Below are 25,880 nucleotides of genomic sequence, written 5' to 3'. Positions count from 1 at the left end.
GCTCGCACCGGAACCGGCCGCCGCCGCGCCCGCGCGGTCCGCGCGCTCGGCGAGGGGGACACGCGCTTCGAGGAGGAACCAGCCGTCGGCGCGTACGCGCCCGTGCAGGCTGCCGCCGCGCCCGCCCACCCAGGCGGTCAGCACGTCGAGCCCGCCGCGCCCCTCCTGCCCGGCGGGCGCGGGCGGCCCGGTCACCCCGTCGTTCGCCAGGCTGAGCCGCACCGCGCCGTCGGCGTGCACGGTCTCGATGACACAGCGCTCGGCGGCGCTGTGCCTGAGCATGTTGGTGAGCCCCTCGCGCAGCACGGTGGCCAGCAGGGTGTCGACGGAGCCGGGCAGCGGCCGGTCCGCCAGCCGTACGGTGGAGCGGATGCCGACGGCGGCGAGCATGGACTCCGCGGCCTCCGCCTCGGTCGCGAGGGAGACCTCGCGGTAGCCGCGGGCGACCGCCCGCACGTCGGCGAGCGCCTGCCGCGACATCCGCAGGATGTCGGCCAGTTCCTGCTGCGCGCGGTCGGTCCCGTTGCCCACCAGGCGCCTGACGTGCTCGCACTTGAAGCTGATCGCGGAGAGGCTGGTGCCGAGCAGGTCGTGCAGGTCACGCGCGAAGCGCAGCCGTTCGGCGGCGAGCGCCAGGCCGGCGACCCGGGTGCGCGCCGCGCGCACCTCGGTGACGAGCGCGGCCAGCCGGGAGAGGCCGAACACCCCGAGAGCGGCCAGCGCCACGGAGATGCTGGTGAGGACGATGTCCCAGCCGGCGCCCAGTTGGAGGAGGGCGTAGTCGGTCGCGGCCACCACGAGCAGGAAGGCGGGCCAGGCGAGCCGAGGGCGCAGCACCAGCAGAACCGATCCGGCGAGGAAGGCCGGCATGGAGAGCCAGGCCTCGCCGAGGTCGGCGAACGGCGCGAAGGAGGCGACGGCCTGCAGCCCGAGCGTCAGCCAGGCGACGGAGGCGAGCCGGGGCAGCAGCCACGGGAAGGAGTGCGCGAGTTGCAGGACCGCGATCGCGGCCGCCGCGACGGCGCCCTCGGCGAGCCGCCAGGCCGTCAGGTGCTCAAGTACCGCGTACATCCCGTCGACGGTGATGATGCCGAGCAGGACCGTCACGGTGACGGCCACGGCCATGCGTGGCGGTAAATCGTTTCTGGCCGTGGAGCCGGGATCGCGCTCCGCGTCCTCCCCGCCCGAGCGCTCCTGTTCGTACCCGGCGGCGTCATCTCCCGTTGACGCAGCCGTTGTTGCGATCCCCATGCTCTTCACCGATCCCCTGCGGTGTGTTCACGGACCGAACATCACCCGCATGATAATCATGCCGGGCATGTATGTGAGGACGATTCACCCGGTCAATCGTCCGCTTCAGGGCGACAGCGACACCATCCGCGCCGCCACGAGGTACGCGACGAACGCGTCCGTGGCCCCGGCCGGCAGCGGCAGCCGCGGCAGCCGCACCACGCGCTCCAGGTCGCGCAGGCGCATCCCCGGCACCCTCGCCATCAGCCACAGCGCCTCGGGACCGTGCAACTCGACCCGGTGATCACTGAGATCGGACTCCAGCACGAGCCCCGGCCCGCTGGGCGAGAAGCGCGCGGCCCGGGTGAGCGTCACCCGCGCGTCCCCGCGCCCGTGCGGCAGCGGGCCCGGCAGGAATCGCGCGGACCTGCCGGCGGGGCTGACGGTCATCATGAGGCCGGCGCCCAGCATGAGGTGCCGGTCCACCACGTACCTGACGTCCGCGAGGCGGCGCACGAGGTCGGCCGCGGCGGCGCTGCGGCGGGCCGGCGGGCTGTCGTACGCGGGGAAGTCCGGTACGAGGTTGGGCAGTCTGACCGGACCGAGCGACATCCGCCGCAGGGCCTCGACCAGCGCGGGGGACGGGTCGTCGACCCGCAGCCCGCCCCTGGGCGAGTCCACGAGCACGACGGCCCGTCCGCCGTCCGTCTCGGTGCGCACCGACGTGCCCTCGGGCAGCGACCAGGTCTCGGAGAGTTCCCTGGCCGCGAGTCGGTCGATCGTCATAGCCGTCATCGCAGATGTGAAGCGCCTTTGGGGGGAAGGCCGGTGGTGGTACGGGCGCCCGTCCGTGTCACAGGAACAGGTGGACGGGGTTCAGGTCCTCGTAGCGGGTGGGTGCGGTGAGGTGTCCCAGGGCGACCGGGACGTCGAAGAGCCGGCCGGGAGCGAACCGGTTCCAGTGCGAACGCAGGCCCGGCACGATCACCTTCACGACCGGCAGGCCGACGTCGGGGCGTGTCTGGTCGAGCACGAGCAGCTCGGAGCCCATGCGGCGCACCACCTCCTCCGCCGCCGCCACGTCCTCGCGCAGATCGGAGCGAGGCGTGCAGTGGTAGTGACCGGGCCGTACTGGGGGCGCCGAGGGATCGGGCGCCAGGTAGGGCTGGTCGGTGAGGGTGGCCGTCCGCATCCAGGACAGCGTGTCGGGGTCCGTCGTGCCGTAGCCGCCGCCGTCGGCCCGCGCGTCGAGCACGTGCGGGAGCATCTGGTTGAGCTCGGTCAGCGAGCGGCGCAGGGCGAGCGCGGGGTCGAAGTGCGCGCCGAAGCCCAGCATGATGTCCTGCTGCGGCTTGTCGGTGCGCCGCGACAGCGCGGCGAAGACCGGGATGCCCAGGTCCGAGGTGAGGTCGAGCGCCCACACCTCGCGGTGCAACGAACGGTGCACGGTGAGCAGTTCGCCGATCCACGGGTCGGCGAACGCGGCGACGTCCACCGCGGGCCTGCGGGTGCGGTTGTACCACCACAGGCCGATGGCGTCGCGTTCGACGAGTTCGAGGAAGCCTTGCAGCACGGCGTCCTCAAGGCTGCCGCCCGCCGCGTTGCCGTTGGAGCTGGCCGCGCAGAACGCCCGGCCGGGACGCTGCGGCGCGTTGTAGTAGAGCAGCGCGGTCGGCAGCAGGCGCGAACGCCCGGCCGTGAGCGACCAGACGGGCGACCAGTCGATGACGGCGTCCTCGTCGAACGGGTCGGTGACCTGGTGGAACGGGCCGTGCGCCGCGTTCCACTCCGCGCGCCCCGCGAACTGCCGCTCGTCGAAGAGCTGCACCGTGTTCGGGTGCAGCGCGCGCGGCGCGAGGCCCCGGAAGCTGCCGCGCACGGTCGGCTCGTCGCCCTGGAGGTAGCCGCTGTGGCGTTCGAGCGCCTCGGCGAGCGCGCCCACCCGCGCCTGGAGCGCGGTGGTGCCCTTTCCGCCGCTGGTGGCACGCAGCCCGGCCCGTACGGAGCCGATGCCGCGCGGGTCGGTGACCGGGTTGTGGCCCGCGTGGAAGGAGTTGAGGAACGCGGGGCCGCGCGGGTCCTGGCGTATCTCCTTGACGAGGCCGGTCAGCGGGTCGACCAGGTGGCCGAAGCGCTCCATGAACTGGCCCGGCGTCAGGGCGCGGTGGCCGCCGCCCTCGGTGTCCTGCTTGGGGCGCGGGGCGAGGACGAACGGGGCTTCGGCGCGTGCCGCGACCAGACCGGCGTCGCCGCACGCCGGGCACTGCGGGCGCCGCGTCACCTGGTGGCGGACGCTCTCCAGCGCGGGCCCGTCCAGCGTCCACAGCGCCCCCTGGCCCGGGTACCGGTGGCCCGCGAGCCACTTCGCCGCTTCGAGCGCGGCGAGTTGCAGCGCCGCGAGCCGGGCGGCGGGCAGCGAGCAGGAGGGGCGCGGCACGGGTCCTGAGCGCTCCAGCATCCGCTGGACGTGCGCCTCGACCTGGCGGCCGCGCCAGAGCCGGTCGGCCAGGCACGTCCAGCAGGGGCCGTCGGAGGTGCCGAAGAAGGGGCCGATCCACAGCTCGGTGCCGCACGCCTTGACCGGGAGCCAGGGACGCCCGGCGGCGCGGTGCTCGGCGTCGAGGGCTTCGAGCCGCGGGTTCAGGTAGTCGTCGACCAGCACGACGTCGAGGTCGCTGCCGTGTCCCGCGTGCTCACCCGCCGACGTGTGCGTGCGAAGCCCCGCCGCGCGCAGCGCGCGCAGGAGCTCCGCCGCGTCCGTGCCCGGCAGGGCCAGCGCGCCGACGACCGAGGCGTCGACCCCCGCGGCCGCCGCCTCGCCGTCGAGGCCGGCCGCCTCCCAGTACGTGCGGGCGGAGCGCCGGCCGGGGGTGAGCCCCCGCGGCCGGCGCGCCGACAGCAGGCCCGCCTCGACGAGGCGGCCCACCAGGCGTGTGGTCTGCTCGGCGGGGATGGTGGCCCCCGCCTCCTCGACGACCTGCTCCAGATGGCGCGTGCCGTCGAGGAGCGGTGCGAGCGTGGCGATCTGCTCCCCGTGCAGGGCGGTGACCCGCTGGTCGGAGATCAGGTACACGGCCTCGCCCGGCACGCGCTCGACCCGGAGGAAGGGCTTGAAGCCCAGCACCGCGGCTCCCCCCGCTGCGGCGGCCTGACTCACAGGGCGTACCGGGCGAGCGTGGCGGACGCGGCCTCCTCGACGGCCGGTTCGGGGGCGACGCACAGGGTGCACAGGCAGATGCCGGCCGTAATGGGGTCGACGCCGCCGCGGGCCATGTGGGTCAGGTCCTCGATCATCAGGTCGTCGAAGCTGGAAACGGCGGTGGCGAGGCTGGACTTCATGGTGTCTCCCGTTGGTGTGAAGCGCGATGAGGTGCGTGGCGTGATGCGGTGTGCGTGAGGTACGTGCGGTGCGTGACGTACGTGCGGTGCGTGACGTACATGCGGTGCGTGATGTACGTGCTGTGCGTGGCACGGGCGGGCGGTGCTCCGGCGGATCCGGCGCCGGATGCGCTCTCCCTGCCGACGGACTGAAGTCTCGTCCCGGCCCCGCGGCCCGTGCCAGTGCCGTCCTCATGCTCCGCGTATGAAAGTTTCACGGTCGGCGCAGGTGCCGATTCACCTCGTATCAGGGAGTGCGGCACTGGGGCGCGGCCGCCCTCGGTGGGACCGTCGAGGCAGGTTGAGGCACGGATGTACCGACGGGGGCATCCGGCTCACCGCACCACGGAGGTACCGATGGAAATCAAGATCCTTGGGCCGCTCAGCGCAGACGTCGACGGCAGGTCGATCGTCCCGAGCGCCGGCAAGCCGCGCCAGATCCTCGCGCTGCTGTCCCTCTACGCGGGCCAGGTCATGCCCGTACCCACGCTGATGGAGGAGATCTGGGGCACCGAGATGCCCCGGAGCGCGCTGACGACCCTCCAGACGTACATCCTCCAGCTGCGCAGGCTGCTGGCCAGCGCCTACGGCCCCGACCCGCTGCACAGCTCGAAGGAGGTGCTGGCCACCCGGCACGGCGGCTACCTGCTCGACGTGCAGCCGGGCACCGTCGACGTGCACGAGTACGACCGTCTCGTGGCGGTGGGCGCCGCGGCCGCGGCGCGCTGCGACGACGCCGAGGCCGCCGCGCGCTACCGCGAGGCGCTGTCGCTGTGGCGGGGGCCCGCGCTGGTCGACGTGCGGATCGGGCCGCTGCTCGAGATCGAATTGGTGCGCCTGGAGGAGAGCCGGCTGGGCGTGCTCGGCCGGCGCATCGACGCCGACCTGCGCCTCGGCAGGCACGACGAGCTCCTCGCCGAACTCACCTCGCTGACGGCCAGGCACCCCCTGCACGAGGGGCTGCACGCCCAGTGCATGGTGGCGCTCTACCGTGCCGGCATGCAGTGGCGCGCGCTCGAGGTCTACAACGGCCTGCGCACCAGCCTCGCCGACGAGCTGGGCCTCGACCCGACGGTGCGGCTGCGGCGACTGCACCAGGCCATCCTGGCGGCCGACCCGGCGCTCGAACCGCAGCAGGCCGAACGGCGGCCCGCGCTCGACCTGTTCGCCGCCTGACCGGGTGCGCGGCCCATGCGGGAGTGGCCCGGCGGCCGGACGACAGCTTCTCAGTCCGAGCTTCTCAGTCCGCCGGGCCGGGCGCGAAGCGGCTCAGCGGCCGTACCCGACGGCCAGGGTCGTCCGCAGGTCGCCGTCCTCGGCCAGGGCGTCGACGAGCGGCGCCGGCAGCTCGCGGCAGCCGAGCGTGGACAGCATGAAGTCCGTCGTGAGCGACCAGACGTCCGGGGCGCGGCCCAGCAGCGTGTGCGAGCCGCCCCGCACCTCGAACCTGCAGACGTCCGTGACGCGCCGGGCGCGCTCCGCGAACGCCAGCGACATGGCGGGCGTCGCCTCGCTCTTGTCCTTGTCGCCGTGGACGATGAGGACCTTGCGGCCCGCGAGGTGGTCCACCGGATCTTCGCCGGGCAGCCACGGCGCGACACCGGTCACGCTCACCACGTTGCGGTGGCCGCCGACGCGGAACGCGGCCCGGCCGCCGAGGGAGTTGCCGAGCACCGCGACGGGAACGTCCCCGTAGAGCCCGGCCAGTTCGCCGAGCGCCCACTCGGCGTCGACCGCGGTGCTCGCCTCCTCGCCGTTCCACCCGCGGTAGCGGTAGCGCAGCAGGTGCACCGCCACACCGCCGGACGCACCGGCCCCGGCCAGCCGGGCGGCCGGGGCCTTCAGCCCCCACAGGGCGAGCCTCATCGGCCCCCGGTGGCTCGCGACCGAGCCGCCGGGCAGCAGGAGCGCGACCGCGCGCACGTCCTCCGCGCCCTGGCGGGGCGTCAGCTCCGCGGCACGCTCTTTCCCGTTCATCCTCACGACCCCTGTCCGATCCCACCGCGACCCAACCGCGACGTGATCAGTATCGCGCCCACGCCGCGCCTCTGTACGGCAGTTGCGGCCACCGGCCGTCAGTGTGCCGCGCCGGCCAGCTCCTCGTCAGGGCGGAAGACGCTGAAGGCGCGGTTGTGGTAGAGCAGCGGCCTGACCGGGAACGTCGTGACGTTCTCCATCCGGCCTATCAGCACCCGGTGGTCGCCCGCGTCGAAACTCTGTACGGTCCGGCACTCGGCCTGCCCGAGGCAGCCGCCGCTCAGCACCGGCGCGCCGCCCGCGACGAGCGACGGCGTCCAGCGCACCGCGTCGAACTTGTGCGGGGACCTGCCCGCGAACGCCATGGCCACGTCCTCGGCGCCCTCCGCCAGGACGTTCACGACGAACGCCCCGGTCGCGGCGAGCGCGGGCAGGGTCCTGGAGCGCCGGTCGACGCAGACCAGCAGCAGCGGCGGGTCCAACGACACCGCCGACAGGGCGTTGCAGGTGAGGCCGCGCGGCTCGCCCGCTCCGTCCAGTGTCGTGACGACCGCGACCGCGGTCGGGAACGCTCCGAAGAACGACCGGAATCCATCTCTGTCCACCGCTGATCCACCTCTTCGCTCGAACGCAAGGGACGCAAGGAAACGCGACGACTCGTGGCAGCCGGGCCGGGCCGCCGGGCGCCGCAGGATGTTCCGCCCGTCTCGAACACCGCTCGACCCGGCGCTGAGCACGCGGCCCGCGCGTTCCTCCAGCCGCGCGCGGTGCGGAGTCGAGCGGCACAGCGGTCAATGCCTCCATACCCGTTACTCACCCCTGGGTGGTCACCGTGCGCATTCTCTTCACCGCGTGGGCATGGCCCTCGCATGTCTTCCCGATGGTCCCGCTGGCCTGGGCCTGCCAGGCGGCGGGGCACGAGGTCCGGGTCGCGAGCACCGCGTCGATCGAGGCGGCCGTCGCCCACACGGGCCTCACCTCCGTGGTGGCGGGCGCCGAGCCCGACCTGCCGGCCATGTCCACGAAGGGGGCACTCACGTCCTGGCACACGCAGGGCCGCTGGCCGTCCGAGTGGACGCGCCACTTCGACCTGCTCGACCCGGGGCAGCGCGGCGTCCTCGACGCGCTCGCGGGCAAGGAGATCGCCATGGCCGAGGCGATGGCGGACGGGCTCGTCGCGTTCGCGCGCGTCTGGCGGCCCGACCTGGTGGTGCACGACGCGGTCAGCTACGCGGGCGCCGTCGCGGCGTCCGCGCTCGGCGTGCCGTCGGCCAGCCACATGTGGGGAAGCGTCGACGTGATGCACAACGAGCGCACCCTGGAGGGCGAGCCGCGCGCCGAACTGCTGCGGCTGTTCGACCGGTTCGGTGCCGCACCGCGCGTCGACCCCGACGTGTGGCTCGACCCGTGCCCGCCCCGGCTGCGCATCGCGGGCGGTGCGGACAGGCAGTCCATCCGCTACGTCCCCTACAACGGCCCCGGGGCGCTGCCCGACTGGCTGATCGACCCGGCGCCGCGCCGTCGCGTCTGCGTCACGTGGGGTGTCACCACCGGGCGCATCGGCCTCGGCGGCCCCGGCGACCTGCTGGACGAGGTCGTCGAGGCGGTGGGCGGCCTCGACGCCGAACTCGTCCTCGCGCTCGCACCCGGCCAGGCCGAACGGCTCGGCGCGCTGCCCGAGGGCACGCGCGTCGTGGAAGGCCTGCCGCTCAACCTGCTGCTGCCGAGCTGCGACGCCGTGGTCCACCAGGGCGGCGGCGGTACGTCCATGACCTCGACGGCGGCGGGCGTGCCCCAACTCGTCGTCTCCCCGCGGCCCGAGCAGATGCTGACGGGCGACCGCCTCGCCACCACGGGCGCCGGCAGGCACCTCGTGCGGGGCGAGCTGCTGCGCGAGAGCGACCCCGTGCCGGTGGTCCGCGAGGCCGTGCGCGCGCTGCTCGACGACCCGTCGTACCGCACCCATGCCACGCAGCTGCGCGACGAGGTGGCGTCCATGCCCTCGCCCGCGGACGTCGTGGGGGTGCTGGAACGCCTGGTCGCCGAGCGTGCGGGCGCCACGCGGGAAGCGGCGGTGGCGCGATGACCGCCGCGCGCGTCCAGGAGGCGCCCGCCAGGCGCTCCGAGGCACCCACGCCCCCGGCCGCCGCACGCTCCCGCTCCCTGACCGAGGGCGCACGCCATGTACTCGGGGCCGTCGCGGACAGCGCGGAGACCGTCGAGGCCGCCAGGTCCCTGGACGTGAGGACGGCCGACGCCCTCAGCGACGCCGGGTTCGCGCGCCACTTCGTCCCCACGGCACACGGCGGCACCGGCGGCACCTACCGGGACTTCTGCGACGCCGTCGCCCTGCTCGGCGAGGCCAGTGCCTCGGCCGCGTGGTGCGCGTCCGTGTACGCGGCGATGGGCATACTCGGCGCACACCTGCCTCAGCGCGGCCGCGCCGAGCTGTGGCGCGGCGGGCCCGACACCAGGATCGCCGGGTCGTTCGCGCCCGCGGGACGCGTCGAGTCCGTGCCCGGCGGCTGGCGGCTGAACGGCGAGTGGACCTTCGCCAGCGGCGTCGGCCGCGCCGAGTGGACGTTCCTCGGCGCCATGGCGCCCGCGGGCGACGACCGCCAGTACCGCTTCTTCGCGGTGCCGCGCGGCGCGTACCGCGTCCTCGACACGTGGCACAACGTCGGCCTGCGGGGCACGGGCAGCAACACCGTGGCCCTGCGGGACGTCCTGGTGCCCGGGCACCGCTCCTTCGCGCAGAGCGCGCTGATGGCGGGCACGGCGGGCGCCGACCTCTGCCACGCGGCGCCGTACAAGACCGTCAACGGCCTCAACTTCCTGACGCCCGCCCTGGGCGCGGCACGCGCGGGACTGCGCCTGTGGTCCGCAGGTGTGGCGCACAAGCGCGAGGTCACCGGGGGCATGACCAGGGACCGCGGCTCGATCAGGGAGGCGCTGGCCCGCTCGGCCGCCGAGCTCGACCTCGTCGAGCTGATGGTGGCACGCGCGGCCGGCGCCGCCGACGCGGGTGAGCACGACACGCCCCACCTGGCGCGCGCCCAGCGGGACTTCGCCGTCGCCGCCGAACTGCTCGTCGCCGTCGTGGACCGGCTGTTCCGGCTCGGCGGGGCGCGCGGCCAGACCGAGGACTCGGCGCTCCAGCGCATCTGGCGCGACGTCAACTGCGCTGCCGGGCACGCCTCACTGCAGTTCGACCCGGCCGCCGCGGCCTACGCGCGGCACGCGTTCGCCGCCTTCGACACACCACGACCCTGACCAGGAGGCCACCGTGCACACGATCGACCTGTCGTCCTCCGTGGACGCCTCCGGCTGGGAGCCGGACCCCATCGTCCACGAGATCATGACGCCCGCCGAGGGCGCACGCCACATGAGCGAGGAGATGAAGCTCCACTTCGGGCTCGACTTCGACCCCTCCGTCCTGCCCGACGGCGAACTCCTCTCGCTGGACACTCTCACCCTCACCAGTCACACCGGCACCCACGTCGACGCCCCGTCCCACTACGGCTCCACCGGCCCGAACGGGCGGCCGAGGAACATCGACGAGATGCCGCTCGACTGGTTCCTGCGGCCCGGCGTCGTCCTCGACGTCACCGACGCGGGCACCGGCGTCATCGGCGTTGACCGCGTCGAGAAGGAACTCGCGCGCATCGGCTACCAGCCGCGCCCCCTCGACATCGTCCTGCTGCACACCGGCGCGGCGCGGCACGCCGGGAAGCCCGAGTACTTCACCGAGTTCGCCGGCCTCGACGGGCCCGCCACCGACTTCCTGCTCGACCTCGGCGTGCGCGTGATCGGCACCGACGCGTGGAGCCTGGACGCGCCCTTCGGCCACATGATCCGCGCCTACCAGGAGACGGGCGACACCTCCGTGCTGTGGCCCGCGCACTTCGCCGGGCGCCGCCGCGAGTACTGCCAGATCGAACGGCTCGCCCAGCTCGACGAGCTGCCGGAGCCGTTCGGGTTCCGGGTGGCATGCTTCCCCGTGAAGATCGCCGGGGCGGGCGCCGGCTGGACGCGCGCCGTCGCGCTGGTGGACGAATGAGCGCCGCCCGGCCGCCCTGGCTGTTCTGCTTCCACCACGCCGGAGCCGGCACCTCGGCGTTCGCGCAGTGGCAGGCCGTGCTCGGCGACACCGCCGAGGTGGTGCCGATCCTCCTGCCCGGCCGCGGCACCCGCGTACGCGAGGCGAGGATCACCGACCCCGTCGAGCTCGTCGCCGAGATCGAGGCCCTGGTCGGCCCGATGGCGGACGAGCGCCCCTACCTCGTGTACGGGCACAGCCTCGGCGGCCTCGCCGCCTACACGTTCGCGCGCACCAGATGCGCCGCGGGCCTGCGCCCGCCGGAGCGCGTCGTGGTCGGGGCCGTGCAGCCGCCGCACCTGCGCTCCCCCGTGCTGCGCAGCGCCCACCTGCCCGACCTGGAACTGCTGTTCCTGCTCGTCGGCTTCGGGGCGCTGCCGCTCGAAGCCCTCCACCACGAGGAGCTGTGGCGGCGCAGGGTGCTGCCCGCGCTCCGCGACGACCTCAAGCTCGGCGAGGCGCTCTGCGTCACCGAGACGTCACCCGCGCACCCCCTCGACGCGCCGATCCTCGCGGTGGGCGGGTCGCGTGACCCGATCGCGCCGCTGAGCGGCATGGCCGAGTGGGCGCGGTACGCGCCGGGCGGCTTCGAGCTGCGCACCGTGCCGGGCGACCACTTCTTCGTGCGGCGGCCCGCGATCGCGGAGCTGCTGCGCGACGTGGTGGCGGGCCTGCCCGCCACCACGTCGCCGCGAGTCGAGCGCGGTTTGAGCCACCGGTGTCAGATTCGTGCGAACAGCACTGACCAGGAAGGAGGTGCGGCCGTGAGGCGAGAGCACACGCGAGGACACACCCTGGCCGCGACGCGGGCGGCAGGCCCGGACACGAGGGGGCCGCGATGAGCCGCCGGGTGGCGATCACCGGCATCGGCGTCGTCGCGCCCGGCGGGATCGGTACGAAGGCGTACTGGTCGCTGCTGACCGAGGGCAGGACCGCCACCAGGGCCATCTCCCTGTTCGACGCCTCGCCCTTCAGGTCGAGGATCGCGGCCGAGGTCGACTTCGACCCGCTCGCGCAGGGGCTGACGGAGCGGGACGCGGCGAGGCTCGACCGGGCCGCGCAGTTCGCGCTCGTCGCCGCACGCGAGGCGGTCGCCGACAGCGGCCGCGACCTGGAGGCCGCCGACCCGTTCCGCACCGGCGTCACCATCGGCAGCGCCGTCGGCGCGACCACGGGACTCGACACCGAGTACGCGGTCGTCAGCGACCGCGGCGCGCGGTGGCTGGTGGACCACACCCGCGCGGTGGACCACCTCTACGACTACTTCGTGCCCAGCTCCTTCGCCGCCGAGGTGGCGTGGGCGGTCGGTGCGCAGGGCCCCACGGCCGTCGTGTCCACGGGCTGCACCTCGGGACTCGACTCCCTCGGCCACGCGGTCGAGCTGATCCGTGAGGGCAGCGCCGACACCATGGTCGCCGGCGCGACCGAGGCGCCCATCTCGCCCATCTCCGTGGCGTGTTTCGACGCGATCAGGGCGACGTCGCCGCGCAACGACGACCCGGAGCACGCCTCGCGCCCCTTCGACCGCACCCGCAACGGCTTCGTGCTGGGCGAGGGCTCCGCGGTGTTCGTGCTGGAGGAACTGGAGCAGGCGCGGCGCAGGGGCGCGCACATCTACGCGGAGATAGCCGGCTTCGCCTCGCGCAGCAACGCCTTCCACATGACGGGGCTGCGCGCGGACGGCAAGGAGATGGCGGAGGCCATCACGGTCGCGCTCGACGAGGCGCGGCTCGCGCCGACGGCGGTGGACTACGTCAACGCCCACGGCTCGGGCACCAAGCAGAACGACCGGCACGAGACCGCCGCGTTCAAGCGCGCGCTCGGCGACCACGCCTACGCGACCCCCGTCAGCTCGATCAAGTCGATGATCGGGCACTCGCTGGGGGCCATCGGCTCGCTGGAGATCGCCGCCTCGGCGCTCGCCGTCGAGCACAACGTCGTCCCGCCGACGGCGAACCTGCACGAGGCCGACCCCGAGTGCGACCTCGACTACACCCCGATCACCGCCAGGGAGCGGACCGTCGACACCGTCCTGAGTGTCGGCAGCGGCTTCGGCGGCTTCCAGAGCGCCATGGTGCTCACCAAGCCCGAGAGGAGGGCGGCATGACGAGCGCCACCGCGCCGAGGACCGCGCCGGGGACCGCGCCGGGCGAGCGCCGCGCGGGCACCGCCGCGCCCGTGTTCACCGGGATCGGGGTGGCCGCGCCCAACGGGCTCGGCACCCGCGACTGGTGGCGGGCGACGCTCGCGGGCGAGAGCGGCATCCGGCCGGTGTCGCGCTTCGACGCGTCCGGCTACCCGGCCACGCTCGCCGGCGAGGTGCCGGGGTTCGACGCCGAGGCGCGCATCCCGAACCGGCTGCTGCCGCAGACCGACCACATGACCCGGCTCGCGCTCGCGGCGGCCGAGGAGGCCCTGGCCGACTCGGGCGCGGACGTCGGGCAGGCGCCCGACCTCACGGCGGGCGTCGCCACGGCGGCCTCGGCCGGCGGGTTCGAGTTCGGGCAGCGCGAGTTGCAGGCGCTGTGGAGCAAGGGGGGCCAGTACGTCAGCGCGTACCAGTCCTTCGCCTGGTTCTACGCCGTCAACGCCGGCCAGATCTCCATCAAGCACGGCCTCGGCGGGCCCAGCGGTGTCCTCGTCACCGAGCAGGCCGGTGGACTCGACGCCGTCGCGCAGGCGCGCAGGCACCTGCGCAAGGGCAGCAGGCTCATCGTCACGGGCGGCGTCGACGGCGCCGTCTGCCCGTGGGGCTGGACCGCGCAGCTCACCGGCGGGCGGATGACGACCGTGGCCGATCCGGCCGCCGCCTACCTGCCGTTCGACGCCGCCGCGAGCGGCCACGTGCCGGGCGAGGGCGGCGCCATCCTCGTACTGGAGGCCGAGGCGGCGGCCCGCGAGCGCGGCGCCCGCACGTACGGCGCGTTCGCCGGGTACGCGGCCACCTTCGACCCTCCGCCGGGCAGCGGCGGCGAGCCAGGACTGCGCAGGGCGATCGAGCTGGCGCTCGCGGACGCCGGTACGGCACCGCAAGCGGTCGACGTGGTCTTCGCCGACGCGGCCGGCGTGCCGTCGCTGGACCGCGCGGAGGCGGCGGCGATCCGCGCCGTCTTCGGGGCCCGCGCCGTGCCGGTCACCGCGCCGAAGACCATGACCGGCAGGCTCCAGGCGGGGGCGGGCTCGCTCGACCTGGCCGCGGCGCTGCTCTCGATCAGGGACGGCGTGCTCCCGCCGACCGTCAACGTGCGCCCCGACCCGGGCCACGGCCTCGACCTGGTGACGTCCGCACGCGAGCACCCGGTCCGCACGGCACTCGTACTCGCCCGCGGCCAGGGCGGGTTCAACGCGGCGACCGTCGTCACGGCGGCCGGCTCCTGACCCGCACGGCACACGACACACCGCACCAAAGCACCACCCACACACACCGCACCACCGACGAGAGACGGAGACACACCATGACGCTCGCAGAACTCACCGCCCTGCTGCGCGAATGTGCGGGAGAGGACGAGGGGGTCGACCTGGACGGCGACACGCTGGACACCCCGCTCGCCGAGCTGAAGTACGACTCGCTCGCGGTGCTCCAGACCGCCGGCCGCATCGAGTGCGACTACGGCATACGGCTGTCCGACGACGCGGTCGCCGAGGCGCACACCCCGAGGCTCCTGCTGGACTTCATCAACGAGAGCCTCGCCGAGTCCCGCGCGCAGGCCGCCGCCTGACGCGCCCGCGGCCCCGAAGGCCTCCCACCGGCGAGTGCCGGTCCCCGCCCGTGCGGGGGCCGGCACTCGCCTTCGTCCGTCCGCACGCGGTCAGCGGCAACGGGCACGCGCACGCGCACAGCACGGCAGGCCCGTACGCCGGGGAGCGCTACGGGCCTGCCGTGGGACGCGGGGGCCGGGCGTGCCGGCCGGGGTGGGGCGCGTCAGACCAGGTCGTCGCGGGTGACGTGGCGGTCCCGCACGAGCCAGCCGCCCTCGTGGCGCACCAGCACGTCCTCGCACAGCGTGCTCGCCCTGATGGCCGCCTGCCCGCCGCGCGGCGTCTCGACGACCAGGGCGTAGCAGCGTGCGCTGACGCGGTCGCCGTGGTCCTCCACGGACAGCATGCCGAGCCAGTGGCGGCGCTGCACGCCCTTGGCCGCGTACTCGTCGGTGGCCTTGCGTGCCGACGCGGCGATGACGGCGCGGCCCACGGCGGGCTGCGGGTGCGCGTTGGCCGCGAAGACGCCGTCGCGGGTGAAGGTGTCGGCCCACAGCTCGGCCTTCCCGCTGTCGAGCAGGTGCATCTGGCGCGCGTAGAACTGCTGGACCTGCTGGTACAGGTCGGTCGTCGTGGCGACCGGGTACTCCGTGACGGTCATGGAGATCTCCTCCGTGTGGTTCCTGCGGATCGTTCCTGCGGACGTGGCACCCGAGGGTCGCCGCGGCCCCTCGCGTGCCGGCTGACGGCCGCTGGAGCAGGCGCCGCGCCCCGCCGTGTCCACCGCCTCTCGACGGCCGTTCGAGCCCCGTTCGCCAGCTTGGGAGCGTCGACGGCCGACCGGCCGGCCAGCGAGAGGAGCGCACAGCCATGGGGAACGAGGGACGGGTCGCCCTGGTCACCGGGGGTACCAGCGGTATCGGGCTCGCGATCGCGACCGATCTGGCGCGCAGCGGCCACCGCGTGGTCGTCTGCGCCCGCAGCGCCGACACCACGGAGCTCACCGTCAAGGAGCTGCGGGCGCAGGGCCTCGACGTGCACGGCGAGGTCGCCGACGTGCGGCGCGCCGAGGACGTCAGGCGCCTGGTCGCGGCGACCGTCGAGCGGTACGGCCGCATCGACGTGCTCGTGAACAACGCGGGCCGCAGCGGCGGCGGCGTCACCGCGGAGATCGAGGACGACCTCTGGTACGACGTGATCGCGACCAACCTGCACAGCGTCTTCCTGATGACGCGTGAGGTGCTGAACGCCGGCGGCCTGCAGGAGCGCGGCTGGGGCCGGATCATCAACATCGCGTCCACGGGCGGCAAGCAGGGCGTCGTGCTCGGCGCCCCCTACTCCGCGTCCAAGCACGGCGTCATCGGCTTCACGAAGGCCCTCGGCCTCGAACTCGCGAAGAGCGGCGTCACCGTCAACGCGGTGTGCCCCGGGTACGTGGAGACGCCGATGGCGCAGCGCGTCAGGCAGGGCTACGCGGCGGCCTACGACACCACCGAGGACGCCATCCTGGAGCGCTTCTCGACGAAGATCCCGCTCGGCCGGTACTCCACGCCCGAGGAGGTCGCCGGCCTCGTCGGCTACCTGGCGACCGACACGGCCGCCTCCATCACGGCCCAGGCGCTCAACGTCTGCGGCGGCCTCGGCAACTACTGAGCCGCACAAGCCGCACGCGCCGCACAAGCCGCACGCGCCGCACCAGCCGCACGCGCCCTCCCCGCGACGACACGAAGGAAAGGTCCCGCATGTCCACCGCATCCGCAGTCCCCCCGGCCACCGAGGCCCCCGAGGACCGCCCGGGCCCCGCGCCCGCCGTCCGCACCACCGTGCACTCCACGGACGTGGCCGCCCCCGCGGCCGCCGTCTACGCGGTCGTCGCCGACGTCACCACCTGGCCGCAGTACTTCACGCCCAACGTCCACGTCGAGCACCTGGAGCGCGGCGAGCGCTCCGAGCGGCTGCGCATCTGGGCCACCGCGAACGGCGAGGTGAAGACGTGGGTGTCGCGCCGCGAGCTCGACCCCGAGGCGCTGCGTGTCACCTTCCGCCAGGAGGTGTCCACGCCGCCGGTCGCGGCGATGGGCGGCACCTGGGCCGTCACCGCGACCGGCCCCGGCACCAGCAGGCTCGACCTGCACCACGACTTCTCCGCCGTGGACGACGCGCCGGAGAACGTCGCCTGGATCACCAGCGCCCTCGACCGCAACAGCGCGGCCGAACTGGCGGGCATCAAGGAGGTCGCCGAGCAGGCTGACCTGATGGCCGAGCTGGTCTTCGGCTTCGAGGACACGGTCCACGTCGAGGGCGAGGGCACGGGCCCCGACGTCTTCGACTTCCTCAACCGGTCCGACCTGTGGCCCGAGCGGCTGCCGCACGTCGCGCGGCTCGACCTGCGCGAGGAGGTGCCGGGGCTCCAGGTGATGGCGATGGACACCACCACGGCCGACGGCTCCACGCACACCACCGAGTCGGTGCGGGTGGTCTTCGGCCGGGACCGCATCGTCTACAAGCAGACCACCGTGCCGGCGCTGATGTCCGCGCACACCGGGTGCTGGACCGTCACGCCCGTGCCCGGCGGCGTCGACGTCACCTCGCGCCACACCGTCACCGTACGGACGGACACCATCGAGCGGATACTCGGCGCGGGCACCGGGGTCGCCGAGGCGCGCGAGTTCATCCACCGGGCGCTGTCCACCAACAGCTCCACGACGCTCAGGTACGCCAAGGAGTTCGCCGAGGCGCGCCGTGGCTGAGACGACGACGGCTGCCGTGCTCGACGTGCCGGTGGTGCCCGAGCGCCTCGACGGGCTGCTCGCGGAGAGCGCCGCCGCGCACCCCGCCCGTACGGCGCTGGTCGGCGGCGGCCGGGAGATGGACTTCGCGGAGCTCGACCGCCGGGTCACCGCGGCGGCCGACGCGATACGCGCCCTGGTCGCCGGGGAGGAAGGACCACCGCGTGCCGCGACGGTGGCGGTCGCCTCCGTGCTCCACCCGGACTTCGCCGTGGCCTACTACGCGACGGTGCGCGCCGGGCAGGTCGTCGCGGTCGTCAACCCGCTGCTGCGGGAGGACGACCTGCGCCACGTGCTCGAACTGAGCGGGGCGCGCGCCGCGTTCGTCGACGCCACGGTGTACGGCAGGCTCGCCGCGGTGCGCGACCGGCTGCCGCTGCTGCGCGACGTCGTGCTGATCGGCGAGGGCGCGGAGGAAGCGGCGGACGCCGCGTCGGTGCCCACGCTGGACGCGCTCGTCACAGGGCCGAGCGGCACAAAGCCCTGGACGCCGCCCGGCGCGGAGGACGTCGCGTGCGTGCAGTTCACCAGCGGCACCACCGGCCGCCCCAAGGCGGTCGCGCTCACCCACCGCAACCTCGCCGTCAACGCGGCCCAGATCGCCGACGCGCACCTCCTCGATGCGGATTCGGTGACCGTCAACCACCTGCCGACGTTCCACCCCATGCACCTCAACTCGGCCGTACGCGCCGCGGCGACGCAGGTCCTGTGCACGGGCCCCGACCCGGTCGACGCGGTCACCGCGGCCAACGACCATGGCGCCACCCACCTCTACAGCCTGCCGGTGCGCCTCATGCGGCTGGCCGCCGACCCGGCGCTCGCGGGCCTGGCCCTGCGCACGGTCGAGCGGATCGCGTCCGGCGGCTCCGCACTGCCCCCGATGGCGGCCGGTCGCCTCACCGCACGGTTCGGCGTGCCCGTCTTCCAGGGCTACGGCCTCGCGGAGACATCGCCCCTCACCCACAGCGACGACCCCGACCACCCGGTGCACGGCTCGGTCGGCAGGCCCGTCGCGGGCACCGAGTGCCGCGTCGTCGGCATCGAGAGCCGCGAGCCGCTGCCCGCGGGGGAGAAGGGCGAGGTCCAGCTGCGCGGCCCGCAGGTGATGAAGGGATACCTCGGCCGCCCCGAAGGCGCCGGGCTCGACGCCGACGGCTGGCTGACCACGGGAGACGTGGGCCGCGTCGACGACGACGGGCGCCTGTTCCTGGTGGACCGGCTGAAGGACGTCTTCAAGTGCGACAACTTCCTCGTCGCGCCCTCCGAGGTGGAGCAGCTGTTCGCCCGTCACCCCCTCGTGCGCGAGTGCGTCGTCGTCGACCTGCCGGACGACTTCAGCGGCGCCGTGGCCGGCGCCCTGGTGGCGCTGCACCGCGGTGCCGTCGCCCCAGGCGCCGACCCGGCCGCCCTCCTCGCGTCCGTCGTCGCGTCCGTCAACCCGCTGATGCCGTACTACCGGCGGGTGCGGCACGCGAAGGCCGTCGCCGCCGTCCCGCGCTCGGGCAACGGCAAGGTCCAGCGGCGCGTACTGCGCGAGGAGCTGATCCAGCACCGCGCCGAGGCCGCGACACCGCCCGCCGCACCCCAAGCAGATCACCGACCCACCGACGAGAGGCCCGACATGCCCGCACCGCTGTTCACCGTCGTCAACACCTTCACCCTCAAGGACCCGTCCGGCGGGCCCGAGTTCGAGCGCCGCTTCCTGCGCCACGTCGAGTGGATGCGCGGACGCGACGGCTTCGACTCACACCAGGCCGTGCGCTCGTCCGGCCGGCCCGACGTGTACGTCAACGTCGGCTGGTGGCGGGCGGCAGAGGACTTCCAGCAGGTCATGGCGAGCGACGTCTTCCAGGCGCACGCCGCCGAGTTCCACGAGATCGTCGACGTGAGCGCCGACCCGTCCATGGGCGTGCTGCGGGTCGACGGCAGGCCCGTGGAGCACGCGGACGAGGACGGCCTGCGTGACGTGGTCGTCGAGGAGTTCACCGTCACCGGCGACGGCGCCGCGTTCGAGGCCGCGTTCCACGCGTACGCGCAGAAGGCCGCGGCCGGGGACGGCCTCGTCCACATCGACCTGGCGCGCTCCCTGTTCCAGCGTGAGGGCGGCTACACCGCCGTCACCGTCTGGCACACCGCTCGGCAGCGCGCCGCCGCGCAGGCGGGCCCCGAGTACGCGGCGGTGCTCGCCGAGGCGGACGTACGGGTCGTCGAGGCCACGCCCGTCACCGGCGTGCGCACGGCGCACGCCGCCAAGGCCTGACCCATGGCGACGGAACGGTTCGACACGGACGTGTGCGTCGTCGGGGCGGGCCCCGCGGGTCTTGTGCTCGCGCTGCTGCTGCTGAAGTCCGGCGTCCGGGTGACCGTCGTGGAACGCGACCGTGCCCACCGGCGCGAGTTCCGCGGCGAGATCCTGCAACCCGGCGCGATGGCGCTGCTCGACCGGCTCGGGGTGCTCGCGGGCGCACGCGCCAGGGGCGCGCACGAGCACGCGCGGTTCCGGCTGGTCGAGAACGAGCGGGTGCTGCTCGACATCGACTACCGGGCGCTGCCCGCGCCGCACAACCACCTGCTGTCCGTCCCGCAGGCGCACGTCCTGGACGAACTGCTGCTGCACTGCCAGAAGTTCGAGGAGTTCCGCCACCTCGACGGCCGGCGGGCCGGCGGGCTGCTGCGCGACGGCGACCGCGTCGCCGGGATCGCCGCGGACGGGCCATCGGGGCCCTGCGAGGTCACGGCACGGGTGGTCGTCGGCGCCGACGGCAGGTTCTCCAAGGTGCGCAGGCTCGCGGGCATCGAGGCGGGCCGCACCGAGGCGTTCGACCTCGACGTGCTGTGGTTCAAGGTGCCGGCGCCCCGCGGCGGCGCCGCGCCGGGCGCCGTGCGCGACGTGCGGGTCTTCCGCGCGGGGGACAGCCCGGTGCTCGCCTACGAGTCGTGGCCCGACCGGGTGCAGATCGGCTGGACGCTGCCGCACGGCGGCTACCGCGACGTCGCCGCCGAGGGCATCGGCCCGGTGCGGGAGCGGCTTGCGCGCGCCGTGCCGCCGCACGCCGACGCGATCATGGAGCACGTCACGTCGCTGCGCGACCTGACCCTGCTCGACGTGTTCTCGGGCCGGGCGCACCGGTGGGCGGACGACGGCCTCGTGCTGATCGGGGACGCCGCGCACACGCACAGCCCGATCGGCGCGCAGGGCATCAACCTGGCCGTCCAGGACGCGGTGGTGCTGCACCCGCTGCTGGTCGAGTCCCTCGCCACGGGGGACGCGAGCGCCGCGTCCCTCGGCCGTTTCGAGCGGCTGCGGGCGCCCGACATCGCCGCCGTGATGCGCACGCAGACGCTGCAGAGCAAGGCGATGCTCTCCACCGGCGCGCTCGCCACCCGCGTCAGGCCCGCGCTCGCCGGCGTGCTGCGGCACACGCCGCTGTACCCCAAGGTGCTGCGCCGCATCGCCTACGGCAATCCGGCCATCCGGATCGCCGAGGAGTGCTTCGTGTGATGCCCGAGGGGTTCTCGACCGCCCCCGGCCATGGTCCCCCCGTCAGCACAGAACCAGCCACAGAGAACCAGCCACGCGCCACACCACGGTGAGAAGAGGACCGATGAAGGCTCTGGTGTTGTCCGGCGGGACCGGATCCCGCCTGCGACCGTTCAGCTACTCCATGCCGAAACAGCTCATCCCCATCGCCAACAAGCCCGTTCTCCAGTACGTGCTTGAGGACATCAGGGACCTCGGCGTCACCGAGATAGGCGTCATCGTCGGCGAGCGCGAGCCCGAGATCGCGGCCGTGCTCGGCGACGGCTCCGCGCTCGGCGTCCACGTCACCTACCTGCGCCAGGACCTGCCGCGCGGCCTCGCCCACTGCGTGGCGCTGGCCCGTGACTTCCTCGGCGACGACGACTTCGTCATGTACCTCGGCGACAACATGCTCCCGCAGGGGGTGCGCGAGGCGGCCGACGAGTTCCGGCTGCTGCGGCCCGCCGCGCAGGTCGTGGTGCAGAAGGTGGCCGATCCGCGCGCGTTCGGCATCGCCGAGGTGGGCCCCGACGGCCGGGTCGCACGGCTCGTCGAGAAGCCCGTCGAGCCGGCCGGCGACCTGGCCCTGATCGGCGTGTACTTCTTCACGTCGGCCGTGCACCTGGCCGTCGACTCGATCAGGCCGAGCGCGCGCGGCGAGCTGGAGATCACCGACGCCATCCAGTGGCTGGTGACGGCGGGCGCCGAGGTCAGGGCGCACGAGTACGGCGGCTACTGGAAGGACACCGGGCGCGTCGAGGACGTGCTCGAGTGCAACAGCGAGCTCCTCGACAAGATCACCCACCGGGTCGAGGGCGACGTCGACGCCCACAGCGTGCTCATCGGCGACGTCGTCGTGGAGAGCGGCGCGCGGGTCGTGCGCTCCTTCGTGCAGGGCCCGGTCATCATCGGCGCGGGCAGCCTCGTCGAGGACAGCCACATCGGCCCGCACACGTCCGTCGGCCGCGACTGCGAGCTGCGCGGCACGCACGTCGACCACTCCATCGCGATGGACGGCGCGAGCGTGTCGGGGCTGCACGGCGTGCACGGGTCGCTGATCGGCCGGTCCGCCGCCGTCAGCAGCGCCGACCGCGGCAACCCGCACCACCGCCTCGTCGTCGGCGACCACACCCGGGTGGAGGTGGCGGCATGAGGGTCCTGGTCACCGGGGCAGCCGGGTTCATCGGCTCCCACTACGTGCGCACGCTGCTCGACGGAGGCTACCCGGGCCACGAGGACGACCACGTCACCGTCGTCGACAAGCTCACGTACGCGGGCAACAGGGCCAACCTGCCGGACGCGCACCCCCGGCTCACGTTCGTGCGCGGCGATATCTGCGACCTGCCGACGCTGCTCGAGGTCATGCCGGGCCACGACGCGGTCGTGCACTTCGCCGCCGAGTCGCACGTCGACCGCTCGCTCGTCTCGGCCGCCGAGTTCGTCGCCACCAACGTCGGCGGCACCCAGAACGTGCTGGAGGCCGCCCTGCGCGCGGACGTCGGGCGCGTCGTCCACGTGTCCACCGACGAGGTGTACGGCTCCATCGACGAGGGCTCCTGGACGGAGGAGTGGCCGCTGCTGCCCAACTCCCCCTACGCCGCGTCGAAAGCCTCCTCCGACCTGGTGGCGCGCGCCTACTGGCGCACCCACGGCCTCGACCTGTCGATCACCCGCTGCACCAACAACTACGGCCCCTACCAGCACCCCGAGAAGCTCATCCCGCGCTTCGTCACCAACCTCCTCGAAGGGCGGCCGCTGCCGCTGTACGGGGACGGCGCGAACATCCGCGAGTGGCTCCACGTGGACGACCACTGCCGGGCGATCCAGCTGGTGCTCGAACGCGGCCGCGCCGGCGAGGTCTACAACGTCGGCGGCGGCGACGAGCACACCAACCGCGAGATCACCGAGCGCGTGCTCGACCTGTGCGGCGCCGACTGGGGCCGGGTGCGCCACGTCGCCGACCGCAAGGGCCACGACCTGCGCTACTCGCTCGACGACGGCAAGATACGCGCCGAGCTCGGCTACGCGCCGCGCGTCCCCTTCGACCGCGGCCTCGCCGAGACGGCCGCCTGGTACCGGGACAACCCCGGCTGGTGGAAGCCCCTCACACAGCCGAAGGAGCGGTCATGAGCGCGCCGGACGGCACGGCCTCCCCCCAGGTGCTCGTCGCGGGAGCCGGGCCCGTCGGCCTGGCCCTCGCGCACGAACTCGCCCGCCACGGCGTGCGCGTACGCGTCGTCGACGCGGCCGCGGGACCCGCCACCACGAGCAGGGCGCTCGCCACCCACGCCAGGAGCCTGGAGACGTACGACCAGATGGGCGTGGCCGGCGAACTGCTCTCCAGGGGGCAGCGCGTGGAGCACTTCACACTGCACCAGAACGGCCGCAGGCTGGTTCGCTTCGACACCGACTACAGCCACCTGCCCACCCGCTACCCCTTCACCCTCATGGTCGACCAGAAGGTGACGGAGGAGGTGCTGCGCACCGCGGCGGCCCGGCACGGCGTGCGCGTCGAATGGGGCGTGCGCCTCGAGGAGTTCAGCGACGACGGCGGGTCGGTCACGGCCCGACTGCGGCACCCCTCCGGCATCGTCGAGGAGGTGAGCGCGGACTGGCTCGTGGGGTGCGACGGCGGCCACAGCACCGTGCGCAAACAGCTCGGCCTGCGGCTCGCCGGGGACAGCTCGGAAACGTGGCTGATCGCCGACGCGGTCGTCGACTGCGACCTGCCACGCGACTCCATCCACTGGCTGCGCACCCCTGAGGGCACCGTGATGATGGTGCCGTTCCCCGACCCCGGCAAGTGGCGGCTGCTCGACACCGCCGACGTGTCGCACGAGAGCGACGAGCAGGTGGCGCGCCGCTTCGCCGCCAAGATCCGCGTCGGCACCGGCAAGGACGTGAGGGTCGAGGACCCGAGCTGGGTGTCGGTCTTCACCATCCAGCAGCGCATGATCCCGGTGATGCGCGCGGGCCGCTGCCTCGTCGCCGGCGACGCGGCGCACGTCCACAGCCCCGCGTCGGGGCAGGGCCTGAACACCGGTGTCCAGGACGCCGTGAACCTCGCGTGGAAGCTCGCGGGGGTGCTGCTGGGCACGGCGGACGAGTCGGTGCTCGACAGCTACAGCGCGGAGCGCGTGCCGGTCGGCGCGAGCCTGCTCAAGTCGACCAGGATGGCCACCGTGCTGGTGCAGCTGCGCAACCGGTACGTGGCCGCGGGCCTGCGGGCGATGTTCACCGTCGTCAAGGCGGTGCGGCCGCTGAAGTCCCGGATCCAGCGCAAGATCATGGGCGGGATGTCGGCGCTCGACCTCAGCTACGCGGGCAGCCCGGCGACGCTCGCGGCGGAAGACGCGGACGGACCCGGATCCACCGGAGCTGGGCCCGCCGTCGGCAGCAGGGTCGTCCGCGTCACGGGCGAGGACTTCGCCCGCTCCTACGGCTGGCAGCGCCTCGTCGACGAGGTACGCACGCCCGGCTGGCTGCTGCTCGCGCTCGAACCCGGCGAGCGGGACGCGCGCGCCCTGGCCACGATCGCGGCCGAGCACGAGGGCTGGGTACGGGTGCGCACCGTACGCGGCGGGGTGCCCGCGGGCCCCGCGGGACCGGGCGTACTGCCCGACCCGGACGGGCGGCTCGCCGCCGGACTCGGCGGCGGCCCGGGCAGCTGGCTGCTCGTCAGGCCGGACGGGTATGTCGCCGCACGCGGCACGTTCGCCGAAGGCCGGCGGCCCGAGGGCGCGCTCGCGGACCTCGGCGTACGGCCGGCCCGGGCCACGGCGGGCAGCAGGGCGCGCCGCGCGGCGTGACCGACACGAGCGAGGAGGGGGATCGACAGCATGGGAAGACTGGCAGGACGCGTCGTGCTCGTCAGCGGCGCCGCCGGGGGACAGGGCACGGTGACCGCGCGGCGCCTGGTCGAGGAGGGCGCACGCGTCGTACTCGGCGACATCAGACCGGAGACGAAGGAACTCGCCGACGAACTCGGCGCGTCCGCGCTCGCCGTCACCCTCGACGTACGGGAACCGGACGCGTGGGAGGCCGCCGTCGCGCGGGCCGTCGAGCGCTGGGGGAAGCTGGACGGGCTGGTCAACAACGCCGGCGTGCTCCACCAGGCGCCCCTTGAGGAGACCACCGTCGAGGACTACCGGCGGGTGGTCGACGTCAACCAGCTCGGCGTGTTCCTCGGCATGCGCGCGGTGGTGCCCGCGCTGCGGGAGGCGGGTGGCGGGACCGTCGTCAACATCGCCTCCGTCAACGCGACGCAGGGCGTGCCGCTGCTGGCCGCCTACTGCGCGTCGAAGTACGCGGTGCTCGGCATGACGAAGGTCGCGGCGCTCGAACTCGGCCGCGACTCCATCCGCGTCAACGCGGTGCTGCCCGGCGTCGTCAGCACCGACATGACGGCGTCGATGCCGGAGCGGATCGCCCGGCACCTGCTCGACCAGGTCCCCGCGGGCCGCTTCGGCGCCCCGGAGGAGGTGGCGGCGCTGACCGTCTTCCTGACCTCGGGCGAGTCCTCGTACTGCTCGGGCGGCTCCTTCGTCGTGGACGGCGGCTGGACGGCCGGCTGACCCCGCGCCGCGCCCGTAACACACCACAACACCACTTGATGCACGCAACGGACCACGGAGGTACCGGCATGACGGCAACGCAGAACGACGGCACGGCGCCCATCGCGGTGGTCGCCGCCTTCCAGCTCAAGGGCGACGCGGCGGAGTTCGAGAAGATCCTGCGCGAGCAGGGCGAGTTGATGCTCGCCGGCGACGGCTTCCAGTACGGGGTGCTCGCGCGCGCCACCGGCTCCCCCGCCATCTACGTGAACATCGCCTGGTGGCGCGACTCCATGTCGTACCTCTCCGTCGTCCGCTCCTACGCGTTCGCGTCGCGGGCCATGAGCGGCGTCGGCAGGCTCGCGGACACGCGCCTCGACCGGCTGGTGCCGCTGACCGGCGACGGGTCGCTGCTGCCGCCCGCCGGCTCCGAGGACGCCGTGCTCGGGCTGAGCGAGTACACGCTCGACGAGGGCGCGGACGCCGCCGCGTTCGAGCGCGAGGCCGTCGCCGCGGGCGCACGCGTAGACGATCGGGAACTCGATCTGGTCCTCGTCGGCGTCCAGGTCGAGGAAGAGGTCGTACGTCTCGTCGACGACCTCCTCGATGCGCGCGTCGGGGCGGTCCGTCTTGTT

The 25,880-nt window shown here is 73.9% G+C and carries 24 protein-coding genes; 17 read left to right on the top strand and 7 right to left on the bottom strand.

Annotated elements, in window-relative coordinates:
- From JFN87_RS21750 to JFN87_RS33770, 4 genes are all read right to left on the bottom strand, one after another.
- Window positions 1-1,251 (bottom strand): sensor histidine kinase (locus tag JFN87_RS21750; protein WP_245180790.1); only part of this gene is annotated, 1,251 nt, incomplete at its 3' end.
- A gap of 105 nt (window positions 1,252-1,356) precedes the next feature.
- On the bottom strand, window positions 1,357-2,016 hold the full coding sequence (locus JFN87_RS21745) for a hypothetical protein (protein ID WP_209342427.1): 660 nt from the start codon (window positions 2,014-2,016) through the stop codon (window positions 1,357-1,359).
- A gap of 67 nt (window positions 2,017-2,083) precedes the next feature.
- A complete protein-coding gene (locus JFN87_RS21740) occupies window positions 2,084-4,354 on the bottom strand; it encodes a TOMM precursor leader peptide-binding protein (protein ID WP_307865544.1) in 2,271 nt (756 codons plus the stop codon).
- A 29-nt stretch (window positions 4,355-4,383) separates the two neighbouring features.
- Window positions 4,384-4,569, bottom strand: coding sequence for a hypothetical protein (locus JFN87_RS33770; protein ID WP_245180788.1), 186 nt, complete (start codon window positions 4,567-4,569; stop codon window positions 4,384-4,386).
- Window positions 4,570-4,965: 396 nt separating this feature from the next.
- Here JFN87_RS33770 and JFN87_RS21735 point away from each other — a divergent pair, with 396 nt between their 5' ends.
- Window positions 4,966-5,784, top strand: a complete 819-nt coding sequence (locus tag JFN87_RS21735) for an AfsR/SARP family transcriptional regulator (protein WP_209342425.1) — start codon at window positions 4,966-4,968, stop codon at window positions 5,782-5,784.
- A 93-nt stretch (window positions 5,785-5,877) separates the two neighbouring features.
- Here the strand turns inward: JFN87_RS21735 and JFN87_RS21730 are convergent, their stop codons facing one another.
- Together JFN87_RS21730 and JFN87_RS21725 are read right to left on the bottom strand one after the other, a co-directional pair.
- Window positions 5,878-6,585: an alpha/beta hydrolase gene (locus JFN87_RS21730; RefSeq protein ID WP_245180786.1), complete on the bottom strand. Its 708-nt coding sequence runs from the start codon at window positions 6,583-6,585 to the stop codon at window positions 5,878-5,880.
- Window positions 6,586-6,683: 98 nt separating this feature from the next.
- Window positions 6,684-7,190, bottom strand: coding sequence for a flavin reductase family protein (locus JFN87_RS21725; protein WP_209342424.1), 507 nt, complete (start codon window positions 7,188-7,190; stop codon window positions 6,684-6,686).
- Between the two features lie 227 nt (window positions 7,191-7,417).
- On the opposite strand from JFN87_RS21725, the gene JFN87_RS34390 reads away from it, so the two are divergent.
- The 7 genes from JFN87_RS34390 to JFN87_RS21690 all read left to right on the top strand — a co-directional run bounded on the left by JFN87_RS34390 (window position 7,418) and on the right by JFN87_RS21690 (window position 14,403).
- A complete protein-coding gene (locus tag JFN87_RS34390) occupies window positions 7,418-8,671 on the top strand; it encodes a nucleotide disphospho-sugar-binding domain-containing protein (RefSeq protein ID WP_209342422.1) in 1,254 nt (417 codons plus the stop codon).
- Window positions 8,668-9,858, top strand: coding sequence for an acyl-CoA dehydrogenase family protein (locus JFN87_RS21715; protein ID WP_209342420.1), 1,191 nt, complete (start codon window positions 8,668-8,670; stop codon window positions 9,856-9,858). Before JFN87_RS34390 ends, JFN87_RS21715 begins: the two co-directional genes overlap by 4 nt.
- 13 nt (window positions 9,859-9,871) lie before the next feature.
- Window positions 9,872-10,645 (top strand): cyclase family protein, encoded by a 774-nt coding sequence (locus JFN87_RS21710; RefSeq protein ID WP_209342418.1) that lies wholly within the window; start codon window positions 9,872-9,874, stop codon window positions 10,643-10,645.
- Window positions 10,642-11,526, top strand: a complete 885-nt coding sequence (locus tag JFN87_RS21705; protein WP_209342416.1) for a thioesterase II family protein — start codon at window positions 10,642-10,644, stop codon at window positions 11,524-11,526. The genes JFN87_RS21710 and JFN87_RS21705 overlap by 4 nt, the downstream gene beginning before the upstream one ends.
- Window positions 11,523-12,791: a beta-ketoacyl-[acyl-carrier-protein] synthase family protein gene (locus JFN87_RS21700; RefSeq protein WP_209342414.1), complete on the top strand. Its 1,269-nt coding sequence runs from the start codon at window positions 11,523-11,525 to the stop codon at window positions 12,789-12,791. The genes JFN87_RS21705 and JFN87_RS21700 overlap by 4 nt, the downstream gene beginning before the upstream one ends.
- Window positions 12,788-14,062 (top strand): ketosynthase chain-length factor, encoded by a 1,275-nt coding sequence (locus tag JFN87_RS21695; protein ID WP_209342413.1) that lies wholly within the window; start codon window positions 12,788-12,790, stop codon window positions 14,060-14,062. Before JFN87_RS21700 ends, JFN87_RS21695 begins: the two co-directional genes overlap by 4 nt.
- A 77-nt stretch (window positions 14,063-14,139) precedes the next feature.
- Window positions 14,140-14,403: an acyl carrier protein gene (locus JFN87_RS21690; protein WP_030905186.1), complete on the top strand. Its 264-nt coding sequence runs from the start codon at window positions 14,140-14,142 to the stop codon at window positions 14,401-14,403.
- 203 nt (window positions 14,404-14,606) lie between these two features.
- Here the strand turns inward: JFN87_RS21690 and JFN87_RS21685 are convergent, their stop codons facing one another.
- Window positions 14,607-15,044 (bottom strand): nuclear transport factor 2 family protein, encoded by a 438-nt coding sequence (locus tag JFN87_RS21685; RefSeq protein WP_030905183.1) that lies wholly within the window; start codon window positions 15,042-15,044, stop codon window positions 14,607-14,609.
- A gap of 209 nt (window positions 15,045-15,253) precedes the next feature.
- Between JFN87_RS21685 and fabG the strand changes: the two genes are divergently transcribed.
- From fabG to JFN87_RS21640, 9 genes are all read left to right on the top strand, one after another.
- Entirely contained in the window at window positions 15,254-16,036 is a 783-nt protein-coding gene (fabG, locus tag JFN87_RS21680; RefSeq protein WP_209342412.1) for a 3-oxoacyl-ACP reductase FabG, read from the top strand.
- A gap of 89 nt (window positions 16,037-16,125) precedes the next feature.
- Complete coding sequence (locus tag JFN87_RS21675) at window positions 16,126-17,133, top strand: aromatase/cyclase (protein WP_209342411.1); 1,008 nt, start codon at window positions 16,126-16,128, stop codon at window positions 17,131-17,133.
- On the top strand, window positions 17,126-19,432 hold the full coding sequence (locus JFN87_RS21670; protein ID WP_209342408.1) for an AMP-binding protein: 2,307 nt from the start codon (window positions 17,126-17,128) through the stop codon (window positions 19,430-19,432). The genes JFN87_RS21675 and JFN87_RS21670 overlap by 8 nt, the downstream gene beginning before the upstream one ends.
- 3 nt (window positions 19,433-19,435) lie before the next feature.
- Window positions 19,436-20,674, top strand: coding sequence for an FAD-dependent monooxygenase (locus JFN87_RS21665; protein WP_209342406.1), 1,239 nt, complete (start codon window positions 19,436-19,438; stop codon window positions 20,672-20,674).
- A 103-nt stretch (window positions 20,675-20,777) separates the two neighbouring features.
- Entirely contained in the window at window positions 20,778-21,845 is a 1,068-nt protein-coding gene (locus tag JFN87_RS21660; protein ID WP_209342404.1) for a glucose-1-phosphate thymidylyltransferase, read from the top strand.
- Complete coding sequence (gene rfbB / locus JFN87_RS21655; protein ID WP_209342402.1) at window positions 21,842-22,822, top strand: dTDP-glucose 4,6-dehydratase; 981 nt, start codon at window positions 21,842-21,844, stop codon at window positions 22,820-22,822. Before JFN87_RS21660 ends, rfbB begins: the two co-directional genes overlap by 4 nt.
- A complete protein-coding gene (locus JFN87_RS21650; RefSeq protein ID WP_209342400.1) occupies window positions 22,819-24,501 on the top strand; it encodes an FAD-dependent monooxygenase in 1,683 nt (560 codons plus the stop codon). The genes rfbB and JFN87_RS21650 overlap by 4 nt, the downstream gene beginning before the upstream one ends.
- A gap of 30 nt (window positions 24,502-24,531) precedes the next feature.
- Window positions 24,532-25,266, top strand: coding sequence for an SDR family NAD(P)-dependent oxidoreductase (locus tag JFN87_RS21645; RefSeq protein ID WP_209342398.1), 735 nt, complete (start codon window positions 24,532-24,534; stop codon window positions 25,264-25,266).
- A gap of 68 nt (window positions 25,267-25,334) precedes the next feature.
- A partial coding sequence (locus JFN87_RS21640; protein WP_245180784.1) for an antibiotic biosynthesis monooxygenase family protein occupies window positions 25,335-25,880 on the top strand: 546 nt, incomplete at its 3' end.

The sequence above is a fragment of the Streptomyces montanisoli genome, assembly GCF_017813245.1.
GTDB classification, from domain to species: domain Bacteria; phylum Actinomycetota; class Actinomycetes; order Streptomycetales; family Streptomycetaceae; genus Streptomyces; species Streptomyces montanisoli.
The sequence above is the reverse complement of the archived record's forward strand: the minus strand, read 5'-3'. Positions and strand labels throughout refer to the sequence as shown.